Source organism: Litchfieldella anticariensis FP35 = DSM 16096 (assembly GCF_000409775.1).
Lineage (GTDB): Bacteria > Pseudomonadota > Gammaproteobacteria > Pseudomonadales > Halomonadaceae > Litchfieldella > Litchfieldella anticariensis.
The window spans coordinates 71,459-95,945 of the sequence record NZ_KE332395.1 but is presented as its reverse complement, the minus strand read 5'-3'; the positions used below and the strand labels follow the sequence as shown (position 1 = coordinate 95,945).

22 protein-coding genes and 1 pseudogene are annotated in these 24,487 nt (G+C 59.1%); 14 read left to right on the top strand and 9 right to left on the bottom strand.

What is annotated here, in order from left to right; all coding sequences use genetic code 11:
• Nucleotides 1–100 precede the first annotated feature (100 nt).
• From dctP to L861_RS21685, 4 genes are all read left to right on the top strand, one after another.
• Nucleotides 101–1,129, top strand: a complete 1,029-nt coding sequence (dctP, locus tag L861_RS21700; RefSeq protein WP_021029262.1) for a TRAP transporter substrate-binding protein DctP — start codon at nucleotides 101–103, stop codon at nucleotides 1,127–1,129.
• A gap of 77 nt (nucleotides 1,130–1,206) precedes the next feature.
• The gene (locus L861_RS21695; protein ID WP_081645931.1) at nucleotides 1,207–1,728 is read left to right on the top strand and encodes a TRAP transporter small permease; all 522 of its coding nucleotides are present in this window, start codon (nucleotides 1,207–1,209) and stop codon (nucleotides 1,726–1,728) included.
• 45 nt (nucleotides 1,729–1,773) lie between these two features.
• A complete protein-coding gene (locus tag L861_RS21690) occupies nucleotides 1,774–3,072 on the top strand; it encodes a TRAP transporter large permease (protein WP_021029261.1) in 1,299 nt (432 codons plus the stop codon).
• Between the two features lie 31 nt (nucleotides 3,073–3,103).
• Nucleotides 3,104–4,099: an Ldh family oxidoreductase gene (locus tag L861_RS21685; RefSeq protein WP_016418810.1), complete on the top strand. Its 996-nt coding sequence runs from the start codon at nucleotides 3,104–3,106 to the stop codon at nucleotides 4,097–4,099.
• A gap of 32 nt (nucleotides 4,100–4,131) precedes the next feature.
• Here the strand turns inward: L861_RS21685 and L861_RS21680 are convergent, their stop codons facing one another.
• Nucleotides 4,132–5,184, bottom strand: coding sequence for a proline racemase family protein (locus L861_RS21680; RefSeq protein WP_016418809.1), 1,053 nt, complete (start codon nucleotides 5,182–5,184; stop codon nucleotides 4,132–4,134).
• 658 nt (nucleotides 5,185–5,842) lie between these two features.
• On the opposite strand from L861_RS21680, the gene dapA reads away from it, so the two are divergent.
• From dapA to L861_RS24365, 4 genes and pseudogenes are all read left to right on the top strand, one after another.
• The gene (gene dapA, locus L861_RS21675; RefSeq protein ID WP_016418808.1) at nucleotides 5,843–6,733 is read left to right on the top strand and encodes a 4-hydroxy-tetrahydrodipicolinate synthase; all 891 of its coding nucleotides are present in this window, start codon (nucleotides 5,843–5,845) and stop codon (nucleotides 6,731–6,733) included.
• A gap of 24 nt (nucleotides 6,734–6,757) precedes the next feature.
• Nucleotides 6,758–8,086 (top strand): NAD(P)/FAD-dependent oxidoreductase, encoded by a 1,329-nt coding sequence (locus L861_RS21670; protein WP_016418807.1) that lies wholly within the window; start codon nucleotides 6,758–6,760, stop codon nucleotides 8,084–8,086.
• 25 nt (nucleotides 8,087–8,111) lie between these two features.
• Nucleotides 8,112–9,617 carry an aldehyde dehydrogenase gene (locus tag L861_RS21665; RefSeq protein WP_016418806.1) on the top strand — a complete coding sequence of 502 codons (1,506 nt, stop codon included), beginning with the start codon at nucleotides 8,112–8,114 and terminating at the stop codon, nucleotides 9,615–9,617.
• 90 nt (nucleotides 9,618–9,707) lie between these two features.
• Nucleotides 9,708–9,944, top strand: a pseudogene (locus L861_RS24365) (hybrid-cluster NAD(P)-dependent oxidoreductase); the annotation flags it as partial.
• Nucleotides 9,945–10,104: 160 nt separating this feature from the next.
• Here the strand turns inward: L861_RS24365 and L861_RS21660 are convergent.
• The 5 genes from L861_RS21660 to L861_RS21640 form a co-directional block, all read right to left on the bottom strand.
• Nucleotides 10,105–10,530, bottom strand: coding sequence for a universal stress protein (locus L861_RS21660; protein ID WP_016418804.1), 426 nt, complete (start codon nucleotides 10,528–10,530; stop codon nucleotides 10,105–10,107).
• Nucleotides 10,531–10,808: 278 nt separating this feature from the next.
• The gene (locus L861_RS21655; protein WP_016418803.1) at nucleotides 10,809–11,486 is read right to left on the bottom strand and encodes an HAD-IA family hydrolase; all 678 of its coding nucleotides are present in this window, start codon (nucleotides 11,484–11,486) and stop codon (nucleotides 10,809–10,811) included.
• A gap of 14 nt (nucleotides 11,487–11,500) precedes the next feature.
• Nucleotides 11,501–12,487, bottom strand: coding sequence for a 2-hydroxyacid dehydrogenase (locus L861_RS21650; protein WP_016418802.1), 987 nt, complete (start codon nucleotides 12,485–12,487; stop codon nucleotides 11,501–11,503).
• Nucleotides 12,488–12,529: 42 nt separating this feature from the next.
• Nucleotides 12,530–13,516: a sugar kinase gene (locus tag L861_RS21645; RefSeq protein WP_016418801.1), complete on the bottom strand. Its 987-nt coding sequence runs from the start codon at nucleotides 13,514–13,516 to the stop codon at nucleotides 12,530–12,532.
• Nucleotides 13,513–14,592, bottom strand: coding sequence for a LacI family DNA-binding transcriptional regulator (locus L861_RS21640; RefSeq protein WP_016418800.1), 1,080 nt, complete (start codon nucleotides 14,590–14,592; stop codon nucleotides 13,513–13,515). The genes L861_RS21645 and L861_RS21640 overlap by 4 nt, the downstream gene beginning before the upstream one ends.
• Nucleotides 14,593–15,006: 414 nt before the next feature.
• Here L861_RS21640 and L861_RS21635 point away from each other — a divergent pair, with 414 nt between their 5' ends.
• Nucleotides 15,007–15,219 carry a hypothetical protein gene (locus L861_RS21635; protein WP_016418799.1) on the top strand — a complete coding sequence of 71 codons (213 nt, stop codon included), beginning with the start codon at nucleotides 15,007–15,009 and terminating at the stop codon, nucleotides 15,217–15,219.
• Nucleotides 15,220–15,388: 169 nt separating this feature from the next.
• On the opposite strand, the gene fba is transcribed toward L861_RS21635, so the two are convergent.
• From fba to L861_RS21620, 3 genes are all read right to left on the bottom strand, one after another.
• Nucleotides 15,389–16,453 carry a class II fructose-bisphosphate aldolase gene (fba, locus tag L861_RS21630; protein WP_016418798.1) on the bottom strand — a complete coding sequence of 355 codons (1,065 nt, stop codon included), beginning with the start codon at nucleotides 16,451–16,453 and terminating at the stop codon, nucleotides 15,389–15,391.
• 78 nt (nucleotides 16,454–16,531) lie between these two features.
• Nucleotides 16,532–17,698, bottom strand: a complete 1,167-nt coding sequence (locus tag L861_RS21625) for a phosphoglycerate kinase (protein ID WP_016418797.1) — start codon at nucleotides 17,696–17,698, stop codon at nucleotides 16,532–16,534.
• A gap of 30 nt (nucleotides 17,699–17,728) precedes the next feature.
• Complete coding sequence (locus L861_RS21620; RefSeq protein WP_016418796.1) at nucleotides 17,729–18,769, bottom strand: type I glyceraldehyde-3-phosphate dehydrogenase; 1,041 nt, start codon at nucleotides 18,767–18,769, stop codon at nucleotides 17,729–17,731.
• A 459-nt stretch (nucleotides 18,770–19,228) separates the two neighbouring features.
• Between L861_RS21620 and tssB the strand changes: the two genes are divergently transcribed.
• The 5 genes from tssB to tssG are packed head-to-tail and all read left to right on the top strand — an operon-like array spanning nucleotide 19,229 to nucleotide 24,483.
• Nucleotides 19,229–19,738 carry a type VI secretion system contractile sheath small subunit gene (gene tssB, locus L861_RS21615; protein WP_016418795.1) on the top strand — a complete coding sequence of 170 codons (510 nt, stop codon included), beginning with the start codon at nucleotides 19,229–19,231 and terminating at the stop codon, nucleotides 19,736–19,738.
• Nucleotides 19,739–19,770: 32 nt separating this feature from the next.
• Nucleotides 19,771–21,252 (top strand): type VI secretion system contractile sheath large subunit, encoded by a 1,482-nt coding sequence (gene tssC / locus L861_RS21610; RefSeq protein WP_016418794.1) that lies wholly within the window; start codon nucleotides 19,771–19,773, stop codon nucleotides 21,250–21,252.
• A gap of 14 nt (nucleotides 21,253–21,266) precedes the next feature.
• Nucleotides 21,267–21,698, top strand: a complete 432-nt coding sequence (gene tssE / locus L861_RS21605) for a type VI secretion system baseplate subunit TssE (protein WP_016418793.1) — start codon at nucleotides 21,267–21,269, stop codon at nucleotides 21,696–21,698.
• Between the two features lie 38 nt (nucleotides 21,699–21,736).
• Nucleotides 21,737–23,500: a type VI secretion system baseplate subunit TssF gene (tssF, locus tag L861_RS21600; RefSeq protein WP_016418792.1), complete on the top strand. Its 1,764-nt coding sequence runs from the start codon at nucleotides 21,737–21,739 to the stop codon at nucleotides 23,498–23,500.
• A complete protein-coding gene (tssG, locus tag L861_RS21595; protein WP_016418791.1) occupies nucleotides 23,464–24,483 on the top strand; it encodes a type VI secretion system baseplate subunit TssG in 1,020 nt (339 codons plus the stop codon). The genes tssF and tssG overlap by 37 nt, the downstream gene beginning before the upstream one ends.
• The last annotated feature ends 4 nt before the right edge of the window (nucleotides 24,484–24,487 follow it).

The window sequence follows — 24,487 nt, the reverse complement described above, 5'->3', positions numbered from 1 at the left end:
TGTATGTCATGAGGTGCATTAGATATATGTCATTCGTGCTTGACTAGTGGTTAATCACGAGATGAATTCCAACTACAATAGCCTGCCTGGAGAAGGTGTTATGACATTAAAAAGCTCAATAAAAGTTAGCTCAAGCATAGCCGCAGTATCGGTTCTCGCCGCTCTTGGTTTCTCAGCTTCCACTTGGGCAAGCGATGAGGAATTAAAGCTGACGATAGCAACGGAGGCAGGCGACCGGGAATCGCCCCAAGGCCTGGCAGTAAAAAGAATCTCTGATATTGTCGAAGAGCAATCTGATGGCAGAATCACCATGAACGTCTTCTATCAAGGGGAGATCGGTGGGCCTCAGGAGCTTTTCGACCAGTTGGTCAGGGGTAACATCGACCTCTTTCTGGGCTGGCCGCAAACTTCCTACGATGAGCGACTTGGCGTACTGACGCTGCCCTATCTGACCTTGGGTTGGGATGAAGCACTAGATGCCTATGGCAAGGGTGGCTGGATTTCGGAGACCATTGATCCCATCCTTTCGGATATTGGTCTGGAATATCTGGGGCCCTTTCCGGAAGGCTTTGGCGGTATAGCGACAGCGGATACCTATGCTACCAACTATGAAGATGCGCAGGGGATCAAGCTCCGCTCCCAGCCGATCTTCCCGCTGCCTCAGACGATACAGGCCATGGGCTTCCAGGCCGTGCCGATCGACTGGTCCGAGGTTTACACGTCCATCCAGACCGGGGTCGTCGATGGCGATTCGAGTAATGTAATTTACTGGGACTATACCTATTTCAACGACCTGCTCGATTATTTCGTCCACTCCAAGCATAACTTCTCCTTCTATACGTTCCTGATGAACCAGGATGCCTGGGATGCACTCGACGAGGAAGATCGCGGGATCATCGCGGATGCCGTGGAAGTCGTCATCAATGAGCAGTTCGAGAACGCCAAGGCCGAGGATGAAAAGTGGATCCAGCAGGCCCAGGAAGATGGAATGGAATATATCGAGCCGTCCGATGAAGAAATGAAAGATTGGATCGAGCGGGTCCGCGAGACAGTGTGGGTCGAGGCGGAGGAGTCCCTCGGGGAGGATGTCATGAGCGCCGTCCGCGAGCATGCATCAGAGCCTAAATAAATAATACCTGCCGGGTGACACGGAGTGGTTCCTGCTAGTGAGGGCCACTCTGTGTTCGATACCTTTGGGGTAATATCATGAAAATCATTATGGATCACTTAACCCGCATCGATAATGCACTCGCGTTTATTATAAAAGTTGCGGTTACGGTGCTGGGCCTTTTCATTTCTTTTGCCATGGTAGGCGGCATAGTGTTTAGGGCGCTGCTTGATGTGCAGGTATTTGGCCTTGAGGAGCTGGTGTTGATAGCTGCCATGTGGCTGTACATGCTCGGAGCGGCCTTGGCCTCACGGGAGAGGTCCCATCTCAGTGCTGATTTCTTTCAAGCTTTTTCCGATAACGAGGCATTGCACGACGCAATGAGACTTATTGCCACCGCCCTGTCGGTGGTGATGGCGGCCTTTTTCGTTAATTGGAGCTATAGCCTTTTTTCCTGGGGTTTCGATAAGGGGCAAGTCACGCCGGTGTTCGGTATTCCGCAGTACATTTCGCAAGGAAGCCTCCTCATTGCGAGCATTTTGCTGTTGCTCTACGTGCTCCGCGACCTCATTCATGATGTCAGCAAGCTATTCAGAAGAGCTAAAGCTGTAGCCCAATAAGACGTCTCTCCTCAAGAGACTTCCTGACAATAATCGGAGAAAAATATGGGTGCCTTATTAGCGATAGGTGCAGTCATACTATTAATGATCATAGGCGTGCCGGTCGTATTCTCGTTCGCTGCCATGACTCTCGTACTCTCGTTTGCCTATGATGTCGATATATCGTCACTAATGACGACAGGCTTTTGGTCGATCAATTCCATTATCTTGCTGGCCCTCCCGTTATTTATCATGACAGGGTATTTGATGCAGTCAGGGGGGATTGCAGCCAGGCTCATACGCTTTGTCGAGGCAATCGTCGGCTCATCCCGCAGCGGGATGGGGACCTCGATGGTGATGGCCTGCGGGGTGTTTGGTGCCATTTCGGGAACGGCCTCGGCCGCGGTGGCCTCGATCGGCACTATCATGATCGATCCGATGGAAAAACACGGCTACAGCCGACCATATTCCACCGCTCTGGTCGGGATATCTTCGCTGCTCGGCCTGCTGATTCCGCCCAGCATCACCATGATCCTGTACGCGGTGGTAACCCGGCAATCCGTCGCCGCTGTGTTCTTGGCTACCATCGGGCCGGGCATTTTGCTGATCGTATTCCTGTGCGTGATCAACGCTATCAAGATGCGCAAGAATCCCGCCTACAGCCCAGAGACGCTCACACTGAGTAACCGGTTCCGGAATATCGGCAGTACCGGCTGGAAGGCCTTCCCTGCCTTGATGCTCCCGGTCATCATCCTGGGGGGCATCTACGGTGGCATCTTTACCCCCACCGAGGCGGCCGCCATTGCCGTCGTCTATGCCATCCCCGTCGGACTGTTCGTTTATCGCGACCTCAACCTGAAGGCCCTGGCACAGAGTTTCATCCACGCCGCCACGACCACTGGCGTCATCATGATCATTCTGCTCTTTTCCTTCGTGGCCAGCCGTATCTTCACCTTCGAGCGAGTGCCGCAGGAGCTGACCGAGCTGTTGCTCGAGGTGTTCCAGAACAAACTGCTGATTCTCCTCATGGTCAATATCTTCTTGATCTTGATGGGAATGATCATGGACGACGTGAGTGTCGTGGCCATCCTCAGCCCGCTGCTGTTGCCAGTGATGGAGAGCATCGGCATTCATCCGGTGCATTTTGCCGCCATCGTGGGCACCAGCGTCGTCATCGGCTGCAATAGCCCGCCCATGGCACCCATCCTGTTTATGAGCTGTCGGATCGGCAAGGTTGGGATGTCGCAGGTCCTTCGGCCGGCCTTCAGCTTCATGCTGCTTGGCGCTCTGCCTGTGATGTTGATCACGACTTACTGGCCGTCGCTGTCGCTGTTCCTGCCAAGGCTGCTCGGATACGTGAATTAATCAGCATTAAGAACATGAGAGGTATCTTTCCTTGAGTCAGCAAACACTTTCCTCCCACGATGCAGAGGCATTGGCTGAACAGGCCTGTCTCGCTGCGGGCGCCAACCCTGCCACCGCGCGTTCCCTGGCAAGGGCGACGGTTTCGGCGGCGCTTTTCGGACACCCCAGTGTCGGGTTCCCGCATCTTCTGGATTATCTATCCAGTTTCCGTGAAGGACGCATCAATGGAGAAGCCGAGCCGAAAATCACGTCGCCCCTGGCCGCTATCATCCACTCGGACGCGGATGGAGGCATAGCGCAGCTCGGTTTCGACCGGGCAATGCCGACGCTTGTCGAAAAAACCCGGGAACTGGGCGTTACGATCTTCACCCAAGGCAACAGCTATACCACCGGTGAACTGGGCTACTATGTTCGCCGTCTTGCCCTGGAAGGCGTGATCGCCTTTGCCGTGTCCAACAGTCCGGCCGTGGTGGCGGGCTCGCCCAGTGGCAAGATCGTTTTCGGCACCAACCCAATGGCGTTCGCCGCGCCCCTGGCCGACGTCAACGCGCCGCTGGTCATTGACCAGGCGTCCAGTGCGACGGCCTTCGTCAACCTGGTAAAGGCAGCGGAAGAAGGGCGCAAGATTCCCGAAGGTTGGGCCATCGACGAGCAGGGTAACGCGACCACCGATGCAGCGGCCGGCCTGCGCGGTGCGCTGTTGACATTCGGCGGCACGAAAGGCGCGAATGTGGCGCTGATGGTCGAGTGCCTTGCGGCCGGATTATCCGGTGCCTCATGGTCGCTCGATATGCCGGATTTCCAGGGCGGAGATCAGGTGATCGACGCAGGGATGACGATCATTGCGATTCACCCCACCATTATTGACGACCGTTTTTCCACTCGACTGACCCAGCATCTTGACCGAATCGCCGAACGTGGTGGTACCTACGTGCCCAACCGCCGCCCGGTACGAAGCAATATGTCGGAAGAGGAGTGCATTGCAATCGACACGGTGGTGCTTGAGGAGATCCGCCGCTTCTTGTGAGCGGCGGATAGGGGCGTACGTCGCCCCTGTCCTCAGGCCCAGATGTCCTGCACGCAAAATCCTTCTGTGAATGGATCATCATTATCCAACACATAGGTATTGATTCCGTAAATCCAACTTGTTCCGGAGATAGTCGGTATTACCGCTGTCTTTTCACCAACTTTCGTTTCCTCGACAAGTCTCCCCGTAAACACGTTGCCAAGGATGCCCTGGTGGCGAAAATCCTGGTTCAACGGCAGCTCGCCTTTGGCGTGAAGCACTGCCATTTTTGCGCATGTTCCCGTTCCGCATGGACATCTGTCGATGGCACCCGTCCACGTACTGGGCTTGTCCCAATCAAAATCACCAGACGCCACTGTCACCGCATTCTTCCAATCAGCATCTGGGCTACTTGCCGGCCCGGAAAGTTGTGATATCGTGATCCCAACCCCAGGGTAATCAGGGTGCTCAACGGGCAACTGCTCAATAGCTGCTTGCCTGATCATGGCTGAAATCCGTGCTATCTCCGCCCCATGCTCGGGTATTAGTTCCACTCCGGGAAACTGTCGGACATCCGCAATAACATAGAACATCCCTCCCCACCCTACGTCTACTTTTACCTTGCCGAGATGGGGAACGTCTATTTCTGTATCGAGGTAGGCTGCAAACGCAGGTACATTCTTGAAAGTGACGCTTTTAACCTTGCCATCCTTGCATTCGGCCCTGATGCGAATGAGCCCAGCCGGCGCCTCAAGAACAAGCTCCGTAACGGGTTCTTGCATCGGTAGCATTCCCATTTCTAGCAGCACCGTCGCCACGGAAATGGTGTTGCCACCAGACATGACCGGATACTCGATCTGTTCCATGATCACATAGCCGGCATCAGCATCGGGATGACATGGAGGAACGATGACATTGCAGCAGAGAGGGGGATAACCACGAGGTTCACGTAGCATTAGCTTACGCAGCTGGTCGTCATTTTCTCTCAGCCATACCATCTTCTCATGCACCGTCTTGCCGGGGATGTTGGGAACACCGCCAGTGACAACGCGCATTGGTTCGCCTGCGTGCGTATCTATAGCATGAATGGTTCTTTTAAATGACATTTTCTCCCCCTTTGAATCTTTCTAAAAACCGCCAAGACAACTTCGATATCTTTCCTAGCGGCCTGACTTGTTGTTGAACGCTGGCGGGATGTCCTTGGTCATGAACAGGCCTCCACCTTGTTGTGTACTTGACGAAGTTAATGGCAGATGTACATGACTGTCAACTTAATGTTCATCATTGTACATAAGTAAAAAGATATTAGATGTCGATAGGTCTTCGTGTAGCGATGAGATCTATTGCCGCAGGATGCCAGACTAAGACAAGAGGAACCCGAAGAATGTCGCAAGATGCTGTGATCGTGACCATCGATGGCTGTGAATGAGTGGGTAGTAGCGAGACCGTCGATACACTCGAGTTGTCTCGGAATTGCAGCGAACTTGTCGAGCTGGAGATCACCCGTTGATCTAGTCTGCCACCCGCACCTTACAGGAACCAGTTTCTCGCATATATGAAGACAGTTTTCTCCACTGTCTCAGTGGAAGCCAGGCGATTAAGTTCGACAAAAATAGCATGATGGAAACCATAACAACTGGTTATTGTTTGGTGGCAAAAAAGGTTTCTTTTGCGACTCCTGATCGCTGTTTATTCTGAGTCCACGGCCGATGTGGCTGCCTCACAACATTCCATACAACTAATGCCATATAACTAGGTGACGATATGAATTTCGATGGTATCTGGACACCCGTCGTAACCCCTTTCGGCGAGGACGGCTCCATCCAGCTCGACACGCTGAAGAATGTGGTCGACACGCTGATCGACCAAGGGGTGCATGGCCTCATCATCGGCGGCACCACCGGCGAGTACTATGCCCTCAGCAAGGAAGAACGCAAGCAGGTCTTCGACGCCGTGGCAGGCCATGCCAAGGGCCGTATCCCGATCATGGCGGGCATCAATGCCACCACGACAGAAGACAGCCTGGAGCTTGGCCAGCATGCCAAGGCTGCCGGTTTCGATGCCATTCTCGTGGCCGCTCCCTACTATTGCCAGCCGACCCAGGAAGAGCTGTTGACTCATGTCCGCCGTGTCGACGATGCCCTCGACATGCCGATCATGCTCTACAACTTTCCCGACCGCACCGGTACACCCATGAGCCTCGAGTTCATCGAGGCCTTGCGTGACCGCCCGAACTTCCAGGCGATCAAGGAAAGCACCGGCTCCATCGAGCGGATGCATTCACTGGCGACCGAGTTCCGTGATCAGCTGCAGCTGAGTTGCGGCATGGACGACCAGGTGCTGGAGTTCTTCGTCTGGGGGGCGCGGAGCTGGGTCTGCGGCGCCTCCAACTTCCTGGCTCCCGAGCATGTGGCGCTGTACCAGGCCTGTGTCGTCGACCAGGACTTCGTCGCCGGCCGCGAGCTCGCCATGCGTCTGTTGCCGATGCTGAACCTGCTCGAGCAGGGCGGCAAGTTCTGCCAGTACATCAAGCACGGCTGTGAACTGGCGGGTCTGTCTGTTGGGCCTGCGCGGGCCCCGCTGCTACCGCTGAGCGAAGCCGAGAAGACCAGCTTCCGGCGTACCTATGACGCACTGGTTCAGCACCGCGGCTGACCTCTTACGCTGGAGATTCGCCCCATGCAGTTGACATGCCATTTCCTGCCCCAGAACGACGGGCGTTGTGGCTGGTACGAGACACTGCCTCCGCCGCCCGCGTCGACACCACTTCACGGGGAAGTGAAGGCCGACTGGGTGGTGTTGGGGGCGGGACTGGCCGGCCTGGCCGCCGCTCGGCGGCTGGCCGAGCTGCAACCGAACGCTGCCATCGCCCTGGTGGATGCCCGGCGTGTCGGTTTCGGCGCCTCCGGGCGCAATTCCGGTTTCATGGTGGATTTGCCGCATAACCTGAATTCGCATAGCTACACAGGCGATCAGTCGGCCGATCGCAAGCTCATCCAGCTCAACCGGGGGGCGATCGACTACATGCGCGAAATCGTGCAGCGCCATGCGATCGAGTGCGATTGGCGCGAGCAAGGCAAGTTGCATGGGGCGGTCGAGACTCATGGCCTCCGCGCGCTGGAGGCCTTCGCCAAGGGGCTCGCTGCTCTGGGCGAGCCTTGTCGGGAACTCGATGCCCGGGAGATGAAGGCGGTGACCGGAACTGGCTTCTATCGCGCCGGACTGCATTCGCCAGGAGCGGTGCTGGTCCAGCCGGCGGCGCTGGTACGCGGACTCGGTGCCACCTTGCCGGAGAACGTCCGCCTCTTCGAGGACACCCCCGTCCGCGAGATCAACGTCGGCAATCCTCATACGCTGGTCACCGACAAGGGGCGGCTCAAGGCGCCCCGGCTGGTGCTCGCCAACAACGCTTATGCCGCACAGTTCGGCCAGCTTGGACTCAAGGGGCGCCTCCTGCCCGTCTATACCTACGGCAGCCTGACTCGGCCCCTAAACGAGCAAGAGCTGGCGGACCTGGGTGGAGAGGAGAGCTGGGGGCTGATTCCGGCCGACCCAATGGGCACGACGGTGCGTCGCATGGGAGACGGACGTATCTGCATCCGCAATACGTTCACCTACAACCCGAATGTCAGCACCGGTGAGAGCAGGCTGAAGCGTGCGCTCGTCGCCCATCAACGCTCGTTCGACAGGCGCTTCCCCATGCTGCGGGGAGTCGAGCTGGAATACACCTGGGGTGGCGCGCTGTGCCTGACCCGTAACGGCGGCACGCCGTTCGGCGAGATCGCCCCGGGCGTTTTTAGTGCCGTCTGTCAGAACGGGCTGGGCCTGACGCGCGGCACGATCTCTGGAAAGTTGATCGCCGAGTATGCGCTCGGCGTCGAGAGCGAACTGCTCGACATCATGCTGGAACAGCCAAAGCCGCAGTTAAATCCCCCCGAGCCACTGCTCGGTATGGGGGTGCGTTCGACCCTTGCCTGGAAGGAGTGGCAAGCCGGAACCGAACTCTGAACCATCCGACACGAGGAGAACAACAATGTCCGATACTCTGACTCCGAATGCCATTGCGCGTCAGATCGAGCAACTCGAATATCGCAACCTGGCCTTCATCGACGGCCGCTTCGTTCCCGCGAGTTCAGGCGAAACGTTCGACACCCTGAACCCCGCCACCGAGGAGACCCTGACTCAGGTAGCCGCCTGTGACGACACTGATGTGGACCTCGCTGTCCAGGCCGCCCGCCGGGCCTTCGAGACCGGGGGCTGGTCGGGACTCGCCCCCGCCGACCGCAAGGCCATCATGCAGCGCTTCGCTGACCTGATCGAAGAACACTGTCTCGAACTGGCTGTGCTGGAGGCCCTGGAAGCGGGCAAGCCGATCGGCGAATGCTTCAATGTCGATATCCCCGATACCGCCAATGCCATCCGCTGGCACGCTGAAGCCGCCGACAAGCTCTACGATGCTGTGTCGCCGACCGCCAAGGACGTGGTGGCGACGATCAGCCGTGAGCCGATCGGGGTCGTCGGCGCCGTGCTGCCGTGGAACTTCCCCGCCATGATGGCTGGCTGGAAGCTGGGACCGGCCCTGATTACCGGCAACAGCGTGGTGCTCAAGCCCGCGGAGCTGACGTCACTTAGCACGCTGCGACTCGCCGAGCTGGCCCATGAGGCCGGCATCCCGGCCGGTGTGTTGAACGTAGTGCCGGGACTTGGTCATGTGGCCGGCAAGGCCATCGGTCTGCATCCCGACATCGACCTGGCCGCCTTCACCGGTTCCACCGAGGTAGGGCGCCGCTTTCTCGAATACTCGGCAGCGAGCAACCTCAAGCGCGTGGTGCTGGAGTGCGGAGGCAAGAATCCGCAGGTAGTGATGCCCGATGTCAGTGACCTCAAGACTGTCGCGAGCAATGTCCTGGCTGCCGCGTTCTGGAACATGGGGGAGAACTGCTCGGCGGGTTCGCGCCTGATCGTGCATCGCTCGGTGAAGGAGGCGTTGGTCGACGAGATCCAGCGCCAGCTCGAGGAGGAGTGGATCACGGGCGATCCCCTGGATCCCAGTGTGCAGCTTGGTGCCCTGATCGAGAAAGATCACATGGACAAGGTGCTGTCCCATATCGATCAGGCCAAGGCCGACGGGCTGAAGCTGATAACGGGCGGTAGCCGTATCCGTGAAGAGAGCGGTGGCTATTTCGTCGCCCCGACCATCTTTGACGACGTGCCGAAGGATGCCGCGGTGGCTCGGGAGGAGATCTTCGGACCAGTGCTGGCGGTCATTCCGTTCGATACCGAGGAGGAGGCCATCGCCATTGCCAACGATACTTGCTATGGCCTGGCGGCCTCGCTATGGAGCGATGACCTCAATACCGTGCATCGCATGGCTGCGGCGATTCGGGCTGGCACCGTCTCTGTCAATTGCTTCTCGGAGGGCGATATCACCACGCCATTCGGCGGGTACAAGCAGTCCGGCTTCGGTGGGCGGGACAAGTCGATCTATGCCCATGACCAGTACTGCGAATTGAAGACGACCTGGATCCAGCTGTCCTGATCCAGCTATCCGTCGATAACATGACAAGACCCTGACTCGCCATCCCCTGCCGCCGGCCGGGGATGGCGGTTTGCCTGTAGGAAGTGCCTCATGACCAGCTTCACCAGTTCCGAATTTCTCAACCCTATCAACACCCAGACCTGGACCAATGGTCGCCACTTGGTGCGCTGCCTCAAGATCACTCAGGAAACTCAGGACGCCCGAACCTACTGTTTTAGCATGCAGTAGCCGGTATTGTTCTTCTTCAAGCCGGGACAGTTCGTGCCCCTGGAGCTGGAAATTGACGGCGAGCAGGTGATGCGCTCCTTGTCGCATCGACGAAGACCACTACTACGTCACGGCGGCCACCAGCGGGGCCGATAACGTCTATCGCAGCATGATGCCGAGCCTACTGTGATTGAAGGCGATCCACTCACGCTAGCGAGATTTCGCGAATTTTCGTTGCGGGAACCCCGCTTTGTCGACGCCGAGATGGAAAATGTAGGCGTCATCCTTGCCTGGGACGCACCAGGAACACCGAAGCCTTGGTATGAGTAGCGATCTTGCCGCCATGGGATGGGATGACGACGTCCAGATGCGACGGCGGATGGGTGGCCATGATCACTAGGTCGGCACCGACCTCCTGGATGACCTTGATCAGCACGTCGTCCAGGTCGGCGACAGGGTCGGGGCTAGTGATGACTCGGGCACTGACCGGCTGGCCATGCACCTTGGCCCGCTCCTGGGCGAAGGCTTCCAGCTTCTGCTGATACTCTTTTGGGGTGTGCGCAACGCTGCTGGGAGCGGTGGCCGTGACCGCTACATAGCAGACCTCGGCACCATAGTGCCTGGCTTGGTCCGCCACCACCTGAAGCGAGGGCTCGATCACATCGAAGTGCGCCAGGTCCACCGGAACTATGATCTTGTTGAACATGCCTGCATTCCTCCTGACTTGTGGTATTGGCTATTTACCCTGACTAGTGTGGTCCCTTGACGATCATGATGCTTGTCCTTCTTTTGGGCCAAAGTCGGTAGAGGCCATGGTCCAGCAGGTGATCGAGACGGGGTGACCGAGGCCTGGTGCTCGCCGGACCTCGTGCCGATCGGTTGGTGGGCCGTTCAGGCGTTGCCTGGGGTGCCATCTCCAGCAAGCTTCTCGCCGAGCTGGCCACTGGCCAGGACCCCAGCCGGTTGGCCGACATGCTGGGGGTATCAGGCGGTCACGGGACTGCCCTGCGCCAACCGGGCGATCGCTGCCGGCAGTTCGCTGGCATGGTGGATGGCGATGGCGCCTTCGGGTGTCATTTCAGTGTCGGGGAAATGGTTGAGGTGGATCACCTGCATACCGGCTTCCAAGCCGGCGGCCACACCCACCGCTGCGTCGTCGATTACCACGCAGTGCTCGGGGGCATGGCCCATGCTCTCGGCGGCGATGAGGTAGAGCGCGGGGTCCGGTTTCCATACGCCGAGAGAATAGGCGCTGAACAGGTTGTCACCGAAGTGCCGGCCCAGGCCGGTGCTTTCCATGGCGCAGCGGATCTTGCGTTCGGGGCCGTTGGAGACCACGGCCTTGGGGTGAACACCCAGGACATCTAGTGCTTCCGCCATGCCGGCGATGGCCTGCAGCTCCTCACGCATGCGCTCCTCCATGCGACGGCGCATCTGTTGTTCCAAGTGCTGGCGCCGCTCGTCATCGAGCGCGTCGTGGCGCTCTTCCAGTGTCAACACGATGGTCAAAAAGCGCACGCCACGAAATTCCTCCATATACTGCTCGGCGGTGAAGGGCAAACCGAAGCTTGGCAGTACTTCCGCCATCACCTGGGCCAGCAGGATTTCGCTGTCGACCAGAGTGCCGTCGGAGTCGAAAAGCAGGCAGAGAGGTGACGACATAAGGACCTCGAATCTTATTGATGACGGTGCTGCCAGGCGTCTTGATTGACCAGGCTGATGGGCCGCTTGCCCTTCAGCGCCAGGGTGATGTTGTCCACTGAGCGTTGCGCCATGGCATCACGTGTCTCATGAGTTGCCGAGCCTATGTGCGGCAGGGCCACGACGTTGGGCATGTATGGCAAGGGGGATTCTGGCGAGAGGGGCTCTTGTTCGAAGACGTCGAGACCCGCGGCGTGTATTTCGCCCATCTCCAACGCCGCGATTAGTGCCGCTTCATCGACCACCTTGCCGCGCGCGATATTGACGAAGATCGCTGAAGGCTTCATCAGCTTGAACTCGCGGGCGCCGATCAGGTGCTCGGTGTCGGCGGAGAGGGGCACGGTCACGCACACGAAGTCGGACTGCGCCAGCAATTCGTCCATTTCACAGCGCTTTGCACCCAGTTCTTTCTCGAGCGCTGGCTTGGGCGAGGCGTTGGAATACAGCACCGGCATCCCGAAACCCAGGGCACCACGACGCGCGATGGCAGCCCCGATACGGCCAAGACCGATCATGCCCAGGGTCTTGCCATGAACGTCGCTACCGAAGTGTGACTCGCCTATGCTCTCTTGCCAGTCGCCACGCTTGACGAATTCGGCGAGTTCCACCGCGCGGCGTGCCGCCGTCATGATCAGCAGGAAGCCGGTGTCGGCTGTGGTCTCGGTGAGCACGTCGGGAGTATTGCACAACAGGATGCCGCGTCGGGTCAGCTCGTCGACCGGGTAATTGTCGTAGCCCACCGAAATCGTGGCGATGGCTTCCAGATGAGGGGCTTCGTCGAGCAGCTCAGGTGTAATCCTGAGGCCTGAGCCGACCATGCCATGGGCTTGTGCGAGTGCGGCTCGGAAGTCTGGATCGTCGGTATTGTCGAGGCGTTCGAAGTAGTCGACGTGGAACTCTTGCCGCAGTTGTTCGAGATGCGAGTCCTTGAGGCGGCTGAACGCCACGATGCGCTTGGTCATGTCGCTTTCCTTCATAGTCGGGCCCTTCTTCATGGTTGGGCTTCAATCGCCGAGGCTGGGAAGGGTGGCTTCCAACTCATTCAACCGTGCACGGCTGGGCAGGCCTTCCATGTCGCCGACGACTTGTATCGCCTGGGCGCCGATCAGGTTGCCGCGTCGTACTGCCGACTGTGGCGATAGCCCGTCGAGTAGCGCACTGACCACACCCACCGCGAAGCCGTCGCCGGCACCCACGGTGTCGATCACCTCGGTGACCGGGAAGCCTGGCACGGTGAAGCTCTGCTCTTGCCCCCCGAGCGTACCACGGTAGTAACTGCCTTCCGGGCCAAGCTTGAGGATCACCGCCTTAACCCCTCGGTCGAGATAGAAACCCGCGATGTCATGGGGCGTTTCCAGCCCAGTCAGCCGACGCCCTTCCTCAAGGCCCGGCAGCACCCAGTCGGCTTTACCGGCCATGGCATTGAGGGTATCGCGCATCTCACTTTCACTGGCCCATAGGCTGGGGCGCAGGTTGGGGTCGAAGGAAATGCTGGCACCCCCGTCCCGCGCCTGTTCCAGCATGTGCCAGGATAGCTCACGACAGGTGGCGGAAACCGCTGGTGGAATGCCGGTGGCGTGCAGGTGGCGGGCGGCGTCGAAATCCACCCGCTCAGCATCGGCCGGCGACAAATGGCTGGCGGCGCTGCCGCGTCGAAAGTATTCGATGCGCGGGTCGGTGCCGTCAGTGGCGCGCTCCTTGAACATCAGGCCGGTGGGATGTTCTGGGTCGGCCACCAAGTGGCGACAATCCAGACCTTCGGCTTCCAGAGTGCGACGAATGTAGGTGCCAAAGCTGTCGTCGCCGACGCGACTTAGCCAACCAACCCGAAAGCCGAGCCGTGCCAGGCCGATGGCAACATTGGTGTCGGCACCGGCGATACGTCTTTCGAAGTGTTCGACGTCGGCCATGTCTCCGGGGGAATCGGCGATGAACAGGGTCATGGCCTCGCCAAAGGCGAGAATCTCGGGGGAAGAGGTGGGTTGCGTCATGGCCGCTCCTGAGAAACTGGATCGCACTGGTTGGTAGTGTCCGGACGACATGTCGAGCCACGGGGGGTCAAGCGTGGCTGGTAGTGTGTGCGACGTGGTGGCGTCTGGCGCTGAGGCTTCTCCAGCCGCTGCAGCAGGCTTTGCACGGCAGCACGGCCGATGGCGTCGGTGGGCTGTGCCAGGGTGGTGATGCCAGGGCCAACCAGTGAGCACCATTCCAACTCGTCGATACCCAGCAGCCCGACGCTACCAAGAGGGATCCGCTGGTCTTGCAAGACATGGGCGACCGTCAGGGTGACATTGCCATTACCGCAGAGTATTGCGGGAGCGGAATGTGACGCACGTGCCAGAAAGGCAGTGATGATGTCAGGCAAGCGCTGGGTCTCGTTGTCGAGGTCCAGACTGTGGGCTTCGCCATTCAGCGCTGGTTCGTTTGCCATCCGTTGCTGGAATCGTTGTAGGCGAGCTTGCCTAGAACTCGCCTGAGCCACAGGTTCGCTGAGGTACAGGACATCGTCGTAGCCCTGATGCTGAAGATGGTCGATGGCCATGTCGATGGCTTGAGCGTTGTCGAGTCCTACTACGTCGGCCTCAAAGTCGCTCAGCAGCCGGTCGAGCAACACCAGTGGCGTGCCCTGGCGGGCGAAAGCCCGTAGCTCGCGACTTGGCTGCCCAGCAGCATTGATCACCAATCCCTCGATTCGATAGGACGCCAGCAGGTTCAGGTGGTCGCGTTCCTGAGCCGGGTCGTTGTCGGTATTGCATACCAGCAGCGAATAGCCCTTTTCTCGGCAAGCTTGCTCCACACCGTGCATCACGGCTACCGAAAAGGGGTTGCGGATATCCGCCACCAGCATGCCGATCAGCTGCGAGCGACCGCCCTTGAGGCCACGGGCCATTTGGTTGGGACGGTAACCGAGGCGCTTGGCCGCCGCCGCGATGCGTGCTTGCATCTGTCGCGACAGCCGTTCGCGCTCGTCACCGAAGTAGCGGGAGACACTGGTCTTGGAGACGCCGGCCTCTTTGGCCACTTCGAGAATGGTGGCGTGGTGGGCTGCGGGTATCGATTCGGACATGGGCGATTCAGGGTTATGGAACCGTTCCCATCGTAGTTGTTAACGCATGGATGAACAATGTACCGATGTTAGACATAGGTCGTGCTGGGTCATTCAGATGGTACTGGGTGACTCATGTGTCATATGTCGCCACCCCGATGAGCCGAAAACGGCCTGTCATGACTTCTGATGGTATGGTGAGGATTTCTATACTCAGTTGTTTTTGAATGTATTTGTCCATATTTGTCATGATTTGGCCTGCTGTCTGCAACAGGTTGAGTGCATGAGAAGCATCTCGTTTCGGGTCCTTTCGTCGTCTCCACGGCTCGTACGGATGACAGTGAGATCGAAGCAGGAAGCTTCGTTAAGGAAGATTGGAAGCAGGAAGCTTCGTCAAGGAAGGTTGCAAGCCCCGCTAATGATGGAGGTGCATGCATGATGTCCAAGGAATTCCTCAAGAGGATTGGTATTCTCGGCGTCTCTTTTGGCCTTCTCGCCAGCCCATTGGCGTTTGGCGACTTCCCTAAGGAAGCAGAAGAGGCGCACCCGGCTCAGGAAGAGTTGATCACCAAGGGTCACGTCGATGTCGGGCCAGGCATCGTGTACGGGAATGATGAGGAAGACTGGGAAGAAGGTGAGGAGGAGTAGGAGAAGAGGACGACGGCAACCTCTGTTGGCGCCTTCTCATGAGGTCCATCAAGGAAGGGGACGCTGCCCCTTACTCAACGCACAGTAAGTGTCATTAGCGTCGGCTTGTACAAGGCACCGCCCCGGGCTACGGCTCGGGGCGGTTTTTTGTGGCAGCCATAAGACTTGATCAGTTCACTTTGGGATCCAGCTCGCCGCTGTCGTAACGATCGACCATGGCTTCCAGGCTGATCGGTTTGATCTTGCTGGCCTGGCCGGCGGTGCCGAAGGCTTCGTAGCGAGCGATGCACACGTCGCGCATGGCGCTGACGGTTTCCTTGAGGAACTTGCGTGGGTCGAATTCGGCCGGGTTCTGGGCCAGGAAGCGGCGTACCGCACCGGTCGAGGCCAGGCGCAGGTCGGTATCGATGTTGACCTTGCGCACCCCGTGCTTGATACCTTCGACGATTTCCTCGACCGGCACGCCATAGGTTTCAGGGATCTTGCCGCCGAACTCGTTGATGATCTCCAGCCACTCCTGAGGTACCGAGGAGGAGCCATGCATCACCAAGTGGGTGTTGGGGATGCGTTCGTGGATCGCCTTGATGCGTGAGATCGACAGGGTGTCACCGGTGGGCGGCTTGGTGAACTTGTAGGCACCATGGCTGGTACCGATGGCAATGGCCAGGGCATCGACATGAGTCGCCTTGACGAAGTCGGCAGCTTCTTCCGGGTCGGTCAGCAGTTGCTCGTGAGACAGCTTGCCTTCGGCACCGATGCCATCTTCCTCACCGGCCATGCCGGTTTCCAGGCTGCCCAGGCAACCCAGTTCGCCTTCCACCGATACGCCGCAGGCATGTGCCATTTCGACGGTGCGGCGGGTGACGTCGACGTTGTACTCGTAGTTGGTCGGAGTCTTGCCGTCCTCGCCGAGTGAGCCGTCCATCATCACCGAAGAGAAACCAAGCTGGATCGAGCGCTGGCACACTGCGGGGCTGGTGCCATGGTCCTGATGCATGACCACCGGAATATGCGGAAACTCTTCGACGGCGGCCAGGATCAGGTGACGCAGGAAGGGCGCGCCGGCATATTTTCGTGCACCGGCGGAGGCCTGGACGATGACCGGTGAGTCGGTCTTGTCGGCGGCCTCCATGATGGCGCGCATCTGCTCGAGGTTGTTGACGTTGAAGGCCGGAACGCCGTAGCCATACTCGGCGGCGTGGTCCAGCAGTTGGCGCATGCTAATCAGTGCCATGAACTTACCTGTTTACGTAATGACGGCGTGACCGCAAGGGCCACACCGTGAGTCGGGTTGGGGATGGTGGGGTTAGGATTAGGCCTCGGCCGCAGCTTCCAGGGCCGCTACGGCAGGCAGGGTCTTGCCTTCCACATATTCGAGGAAGGCTCCACCTCCGGTGGAGATGTAGGAAACCTGCTCGACGATGCCATATTTGTCGATGGCAGCGAGGGTGTCACCACCGCCGGCGATCGAGAACGCCGGACTCGCGGCAATGGCCTGGGACAGCGCTTCGGTGCCCTGGCCGAACTGATCGATCTCGAACACGCCGACCGGGCCATTCCACAAAATGGTGCCGGCATCCTTGAGCAGCGCCGCGAAACGCTCGGCAGTCGTTGGTCCGATATCGAGAATCATCTCATCGTCGGCGACATGCTCGACGCCTTTGACCACGGCCTCGGCGGACTCCGAAAACTCGGTCGCCACGACTACGTCCGTGGGTAACGGGATGTCGACCTTCTCCATCAGCGCCAATGCCTGGTCGACCAGATCGGCTTCATAGAGCGACTTGCCGACGTTGTAACCGGCGGCGGCGATAAAGGTGTTGGCGATACCGCCACCAACGATCAACTGATCGCATTTCTCGGCCAGGGCGTTGAGCACTTCGAGTTTGGTGGAAACCTTGGAACCGCCGACGATGGCGACCATGGGGCGCGCCGGGGTGGCCAGTGCCTTCTCCAGGGCTTCGAGTTCGCCAGCCAACAGGGGGCCGGCACACGCGATGGGGGCGAAACGCGCCACCCCGTGAGTCGAGGCCTGGGCGCGATGAGCGGTGCCGAAGGCGTCCATTACGAAGATGTCGCACAGCGCGGCGTACTGTTTGGCCAATTCTTCGGCGTCTTTCTTCTCGCCCGCGTTGAAGCGCACGTTCTCGAGCAGCACCACCTCGCCATCGGCAAGGTCGACGTTGACATCGAGATAGTCTTTGACCAGGCGTACCGGGCGTTCCAGCAACTCACCCAGATGTTCGGCCACCGGCGCCAGCGAAAACTCCTCCGCCGGTTCGCCTTCGGTCGGGCGGCCCAGGTGGCTCATCAGCATCACCTTGGCACCTGCGTCCACGGCGGCCTGAATGGTCGGCAGGCTGGCGCGCAGGCGAGCATCGCTGGTCACACGGCCATTCTTGATCGGTACGTTCAAGTCTTCACGGATCAGCACGCGCTGTCCCGCGAGGTCGAGGTCGGTCATCTTGCGTACGTTCATCGGTCGTGGTCCTCGAAGTTGCAAGCCAGATTAAGAAGTGGAGGGGTGGTCCAGACACGCCAGATGCAGGGCGACGTCGAGCATACGATTGGCGAAGCCCCACTCGTTGTCGAACCAGCACAGCATTTTGATCAGCCGATCACCGGCCACTCGGGTCTGAGTGGCATCCACGATACCCGAGCGGGGATCATGGTTGAAGTCGACCGAGGCCATCGGCTCCTCGGTATAGCCGAGCAGTCCGGCGAGGCGCTCGCGCGAGGCCTGGGCGAGCAGAGCGTTCACCTCGGCAGCCGTCGTATCACGGCGTACGCAGATCGATAGATCCATGGCCGAGACGTTGATCGTCGGCACGCGTACGTGAAGGCACTGGAAACGCTCGGCCAGGTGCGGCATCAGGCGGTTGATACCGCGAGCCAACCCGGTATCCACCGGTACGATGGAATGCATGGCCGAACGGGTCAGACGCAAATCGCTACGGTGATAGGCATCGATTACCGGCTGATCGTTCATTGCCGAGTGAATGGTGGTGGTAACCCCGTGTTCTACGCCGAGGGCGTTGTCGAGCACGGTGAGTACCGGGATCAGGCAGTTAGTGGTGCATGATGCTGCCGAGACGATGCGGTGATGGGGGGCAAGGCTGGTTTCGTTGATGCCGCAGACAATGGTGGCATCGACATCGCTTTCGGCAGGCTGGGAGAACAGCAGGCGCTCGGCACCGGCGTCGAGATGTCGTGTCGCGGTTGCCCGGTCCTTGAAGCTGCCTGAACACTCCAGTACCAGATCGATACCCAGCTCCCGCCATGGCAGGCGCTCGGGATCGGACTCGGAAAGTATCTCGATGGCTTGGCCATTGACGATCAGGCGGCTGCCCTCGGTTTCGACTCGGCCCGGGAAGCGACCATGGGTGGTGTCATAGCGAGTCAGGTAGGCGATGGTATCGAGATCGGAAAGCTCGTTGATCGCTACCACCTGTAACTCTGGGGCAGCCATGTGTGGCGCACGCTCCATCAGCGCGCGCAGTACGCATTGGCCGATACGGCCGTAACCATTGATGGCGATGCGATAGGCCATGAACAGGGCTCGGACAATCTGGGGAAAGGGGCGATTCTAGCGTATAAGCGGTGTGCTTGACCAAGAAAGGCAGAACCAGGGTGTTGGCAAAGTCTCCTATTCTTGTAAGAGATCTCTGACAAAGCTTGTAAGTCATTTCCTATTTTACTACTTTAGACAATATTTAAATATGTGATTTTTTGTTATTTTGCCTGCTGGTTTCGTGATTTTGGCAACAAAATGTCGAAAGTTGGTTTGTAGTCCATGCTCAAGGCAAGACGTAATTACCTGCCTTTTCTTTATCGTTGTAGCTGCTACCCTCCGCCGAAAATTACAGGGCTGTGCCCATGTCGATTCGCTTAGGTCGGAGAGCCGCTAGGGATAACCGTCTAGATCTGACGATGAAACATGGGGTCAACGGCTAAAAGCTGCAAGCAGCAATGAACTTGCTGCTATTTGCGATGCCAGGGAGCGATGACGATGTCGAAAGAGGGAACGGTTGCGCCGAAAGAGCGCATCAATATCAAGTACGTACCGGCCACCGGCGATCAACAGGCGGAGACCGAACTGCCGCTCAAACTGTTGGTGGTGGGAGATTTCAAGGGTGGTACCGAAGAGACGCCGATCGAATCGCGGGACGCGGTCTCGGTCGACAAGAACAATTTCCGTTCGGTCATGCGTGAAGCAGGACTCAGCCTGCAGACCGCGGTACCCAATCGCCTCGAAGAAGGTGACGAGCCTTCCGATTTGGCGGTGAATCTGGAGTTCAAGTCGCTCGACGATTTCGCGCCTGACAGCGTTGCCTCTCAAGTGCCTGAGCTACGCAAGCTGATCGAGCTGCGTGAAGCCCTGGTGGCTCTGAAAGGGCCGTTGGGCAATGTGCCGGCCTTCCGCGACCGGCTACAGAAGTTGCTCGAAAGCGACGAGGCGCGTCAGCAGTTGCTGGCCGAACTCGATCTGCTCGACAAGAACGACCAAGGCGACGCCTGATTCTCCGCACTGCAACGCATCGAGGCACTCTCATGAGCGATACGGTACAACAGCAAGGCCAGGCCGCCGAGGCTCGGGCCGAAGAATCCCTTCTCGATCAGGTAATGGCGCAGACGCGCCTGTCGCCGAGCGAAGATGGCTACGACATCGCCAGGCAGGGCGTGGCGGCTTTCATCGCCGAACTACTGCAAAGCGACAACGAGGCTCCTCAGGTCAACAAGGCCGTAGTCGACCGCATGATCGTCGAACTGGATCGCAAGATCGGTCAGCAGGTCGATGAGGTTCTACATGACCAGAGCTTCCAGCAACTCGAGTCCGCCTGGCGTGGTCTCAAGTTACTGGTCGATCGCACCGACTTCCGCGAAAACATCAAGCTGGATGTGCTTCACGCCACCAAGGAAGAGCTGCTGGAGGACTTCGAGTTCGCTCCCGAACTCGGTCAGAGTGGCCTGTACCAGCATGTCTATGCTTCTGGCTATGGTCAGTTCGGTGGTGAGCCGGTGGGCGGGATCATCGGCCAGTACGCTTTCTCGCCTTCGACTCCGGACATCAAGCTGCTGCAATATACCTCCGCCGTCGGCGCCATGGCCCATGCCCCCTTCCTGTCATCGGTGGCACCGAGCTTCTTTGGTGTCGACAGTTTCGAGGAGCTGCCCAACATCAAGGACTTCAAGGCCATCTTCGAAGGGCCAAAGTATGCGCGCTGGCGTAGCCTGCGCGAGTCCGAGGATGCGCGCTACCTGGGCTTGACCGCGCCGCGCTTCCTGCTGCGCATGCCCTACGATCCGGTCGAGAATCCGGTCAAGACCTTCAATTATCGTGAGACGGTCAACGAGGATCACGAGCACTACTTGTGGGGCAATACCGCCTATCTGCTCGCCGAACGACTCACCGACAGTTTCGCCAAGTACCGTTGGTGTCCCAACATCATCGGCCCGCAAAGTGGTGGTGCCGTCGAGAACCTGCCGGTACATACCTACGAGGCGCTGGGCCAACTGCAGGCCAAGATTCCCACCGAGGTGCTGGTCACCGACCGCCGTGAGTTCGAGATAGCCGAGGAGGGCTTCATCTCGCTGACCATGCGCAAGGGTAGCGACAACGCTGCTTTCTTCTCCGCCAACTCGGTGCAGAAGCCCAAGGTCTTCCCCAACACGCCTGAGGGCAAGGCCGCCGAGACCAACTACAAGCTCGGCACCCAACTGCCTTACATGTTCATCATCAATCGCCTGGCGCACTACATCAAGGTGTTGCAGCGCGAGCAGATCGGCGCCTGGAAAGAGCGCCAGGATCTCGAGCGCGAGCTGAACACCTGGATTCGCCAGTACGTCGCCGATCAGGAAAATCCGCCGTCCGATGTGCGCAGTCGCCGTCCGCTGCGCGCGGCATCGATCCAGGTCTCGGATGTCGAGGGTGATCCGGGCTGGTATCAGGTCTCCATGGCGGTGCGCCCGCACTTCAAGTACATGGGTGCCAACTTCGAGCTGTCGCTGGTGGGTCGCCTCGACAAGGAGTAAGGGAGTCCGCCGCCATGACGGATTATCGTGGTGGCACGCAGGGTGGTCGGCTGTTCGAGCGCCTGACGGCGACTGAGCAGCCGGACTCCCAGGATGACGAGTCTCCCTTTGTCGAAAGCGTCGAGTCCATCAAGCGGCATCTGGTCGAGCTGCTCAACAGCCATCCGGGACACAGCGAATGTGCGCCGGGGTTGGGGCTGCTCGACTTCAACGATGCCACGCTCGGCGTGCTCGACCTGAAACTCAACATCCAGCGTGCCATTCGTCAGTGCATCGAACGCTTTGAACCGCGCGTGCGAAGTGTGGAGGTCGAACCGTTGCCCCATAACGGCGACCCCTTGCAACTGCGGTTTCAGGTTCATGCCACCTTGGATATCGGTCGGGAAAGTGCCGAGACCACCATTGACCTGTTGCTCAACAACAAACGCTACCAGTGCTTGAACTGAGCGCCTAAGCACCGTAGCACCCAGGGAACGAGGCCCGTATGCTCAATCGCTATTACCGGGACGAGCTCAATTTTCTGAAGCGTCAGGGAAGGGAGTTTGCCGAGAGCAATCCCGGCCTCAGCCGCTTTCTTTCGGAGCGCAGCACCGACCCTGACGTCGAGCGGTTGCTGGAGGGCTTTGCCTTCCTGACTGGGCGCATGCGTGAAAAGGTCGAGGACGAATTTCCCGAGCTGACCCACTCGATGATCGGTATGTTGTGGCCCAACTATCTGCGCCCGGTACCGAGCATGACGGTGGTGCAGTTCACGCCCAAATGGGATGCGCTCAGTATTTCTCAGTGCGTGCCGAAAGGCACCGCGCTGGCCAGCCTTCTGGTGGAGAAGACCACCTGCCGGTTCCGCACTTGCCATGATGTGTCGCTCTATCCTTTCAAGCATGCCGGAGTCGAGGCACGTCATTCGCGTGAGGCCTCGGTCATCGAACTGGCGCTCGACGTGCACAGCGACCAGTTGCTAGGTGAGATGGGGATCGACAATCTGCGCCTGCATCTTGGCGGCGATGGCTATACGGCACGCAGCTTGTATCTATGGCTTTCCCACTATCTCGAGCGTATCGAGCTGGAGATCGATGGCAAGCCGCTGGCGTTGCCAAAGTCGATGCTGAAACCGGTTGGCTTCGAGCGCGAGCATGCCTTGTTGCCGTATCCGCGCAATGCCTATCAAGGCTATCGCATCCTGCAGGAATACCTGTGTTTTCCCGAAGCCTTCCACTTTTTCGACCTGGAATCGCTGGGGCGCTATCTACCGAACGTACAAGCCGAACGGCTCACGCTACGCTTCGTCTGCTCGCGCACGTTGCCAGCGGATGCAAAAGTGCGTGATGAACACCTGGCACTTTACTGTACGCCGGCCATCAATCTGTTCTCCCATGATGCCGACCCCATCGACCTAAGCGGTGAACGCAGCGAATACCGTATTCACCCCAGCAGCCGCAATCCTTCGCACTACGAGGTGTTCTGCGTCGATGCCGTGCAGGGCTGGCTGGAAAACGAGACCGGCAAGCTGCGTGGTGAGCCGCGCACCTATGTGCCCTTCGAGAGCTTCCAGCACCAGATCGAGCGGGACCGCGACCGCCAGGCGCTGTATTACCGAGTGCGAGTGCGCGACAGTCTGCGCGGCGATGGCTTCGACCATGATATCGCCTTCGTGCGTGGCGACGAGCAGGCTTGCCTGGGAATGCGCGAGACAGTATCGCTGCGCTTGACCTGCAGCAATCGCCAACTGCCCGAGCAGCTCACGGTGGGCGATATCTGTGAGTCCACTGAGGAAAGCCCGGCCTATACCGGATTCCGCAATATCACGCGGCCGACTCCGTCGCTGCGTCCCACGCTGGACGGCAGCCTGTTGTGGACACTGATCTCCAACCTGTCGCTCAACTACCTGTCGCTGCTCAAGCGTGATGCACTTTGCTCTGTGCTGCGCGCCTACGACTTCCGCGCCCTTGTCGACCGCCAGGCGGAACGCGTGTCGCAGAAGCGCCTGGCAGGCATCGTCGACATCGAAACCCAGTCGATCGATCGCTTGCGTCGCGGTTTGCCGGTACGCGGCCTGCGCTCGGTCATGACCCTCGACCAGGAGGCCTTTGGCGACGAGGGAAGTCTGTATCTGTTTGGCAGCGTATTGGCACGTTTCTTTTCGCTGTATGCCAGCATCAATTCGTTCCACGAATTGCATGTCATCAACCGTCACAATCGCGAGCGCTACACATGGACCTTGCAGTCAGGCCAACAGCCCCTGATGTAGCGCTCGCCCCCTTGCTTCGGGGAGCGCGTCGCTACGATTTCTTCCAACTCGTCGAGTTGCTGCACCGGCATCATGACGATGATCTCGAACTCGGCATGGATGGTCGTGAGCACTTCGAACGTGTGCGTTTCAAGGCCACGGCATCACTGGGCTTTCCCGGTAGCGACGTGGTGGCTCTCGAGCCGCACTCGCCCGAGCGCTATGCACTGGAGGTTAGCTTCTTCGGTCTGCAAGGCGCCCAGTCGCCACTGCCCGGCTATTATCTCGAGTCGCTGGCCCATGGCGCGGCACATCATGAAGGGGCGGCCAACGACTTCCTCGACTTCTTCAATCATCGCCTGCTGACCCTGGTGCATCGGGCTTGGCGCAAGTATCGCCATTACGTCCGCTACCAGAATGGTGCCAGCGATGGTTTTTCCGCCACGGTCTTCGCCTTGGTGGGGTTGGCCGACGGCGAGCTGCGCGGCGAGACGCCCATCAACTGGAGCAAGATGCTCGCCTACGCCGGTCTGCTGGCGGGACGCTCGCGTTCGCCCGAAGTGGTGTGCAGCATCGTTGGCCATTGTTTTGACCTCGATGACGTCGAGATCGAACAGTGGGTTCAGCGTTGGGTCACCATTCCTGACGATCAGCGCAGCCGAGCCGGGCGTGCGGCCATGACCCTGGGCAGCGACGTGGTGGCCGGCGAACGCGTTGCCGATGTTGGCGGCAAGTTCGCACTCTGCCTGCGTGGCCTGAGTCTTTCTCGCTTTCGCGATTTCCTTCCCGATGGTGTCGAGCATGCACCGCTAAGAACGCTGGTGGCCTTCGTGCTGCGTGAGCCCATGGCCTACGACCTGGAGCTCGAACTGCTACCCAGTGCCGTGCTCCCGATGCGACTCGGTGAAGCGGGTAGTTGTCAGCTCGGCTGGACCACCTTCGTCAACCCCGATACCGGCAACGCCTCGCAGCGGCGCCGGGTGCGCATTCAGATGACCGGGTAACGCC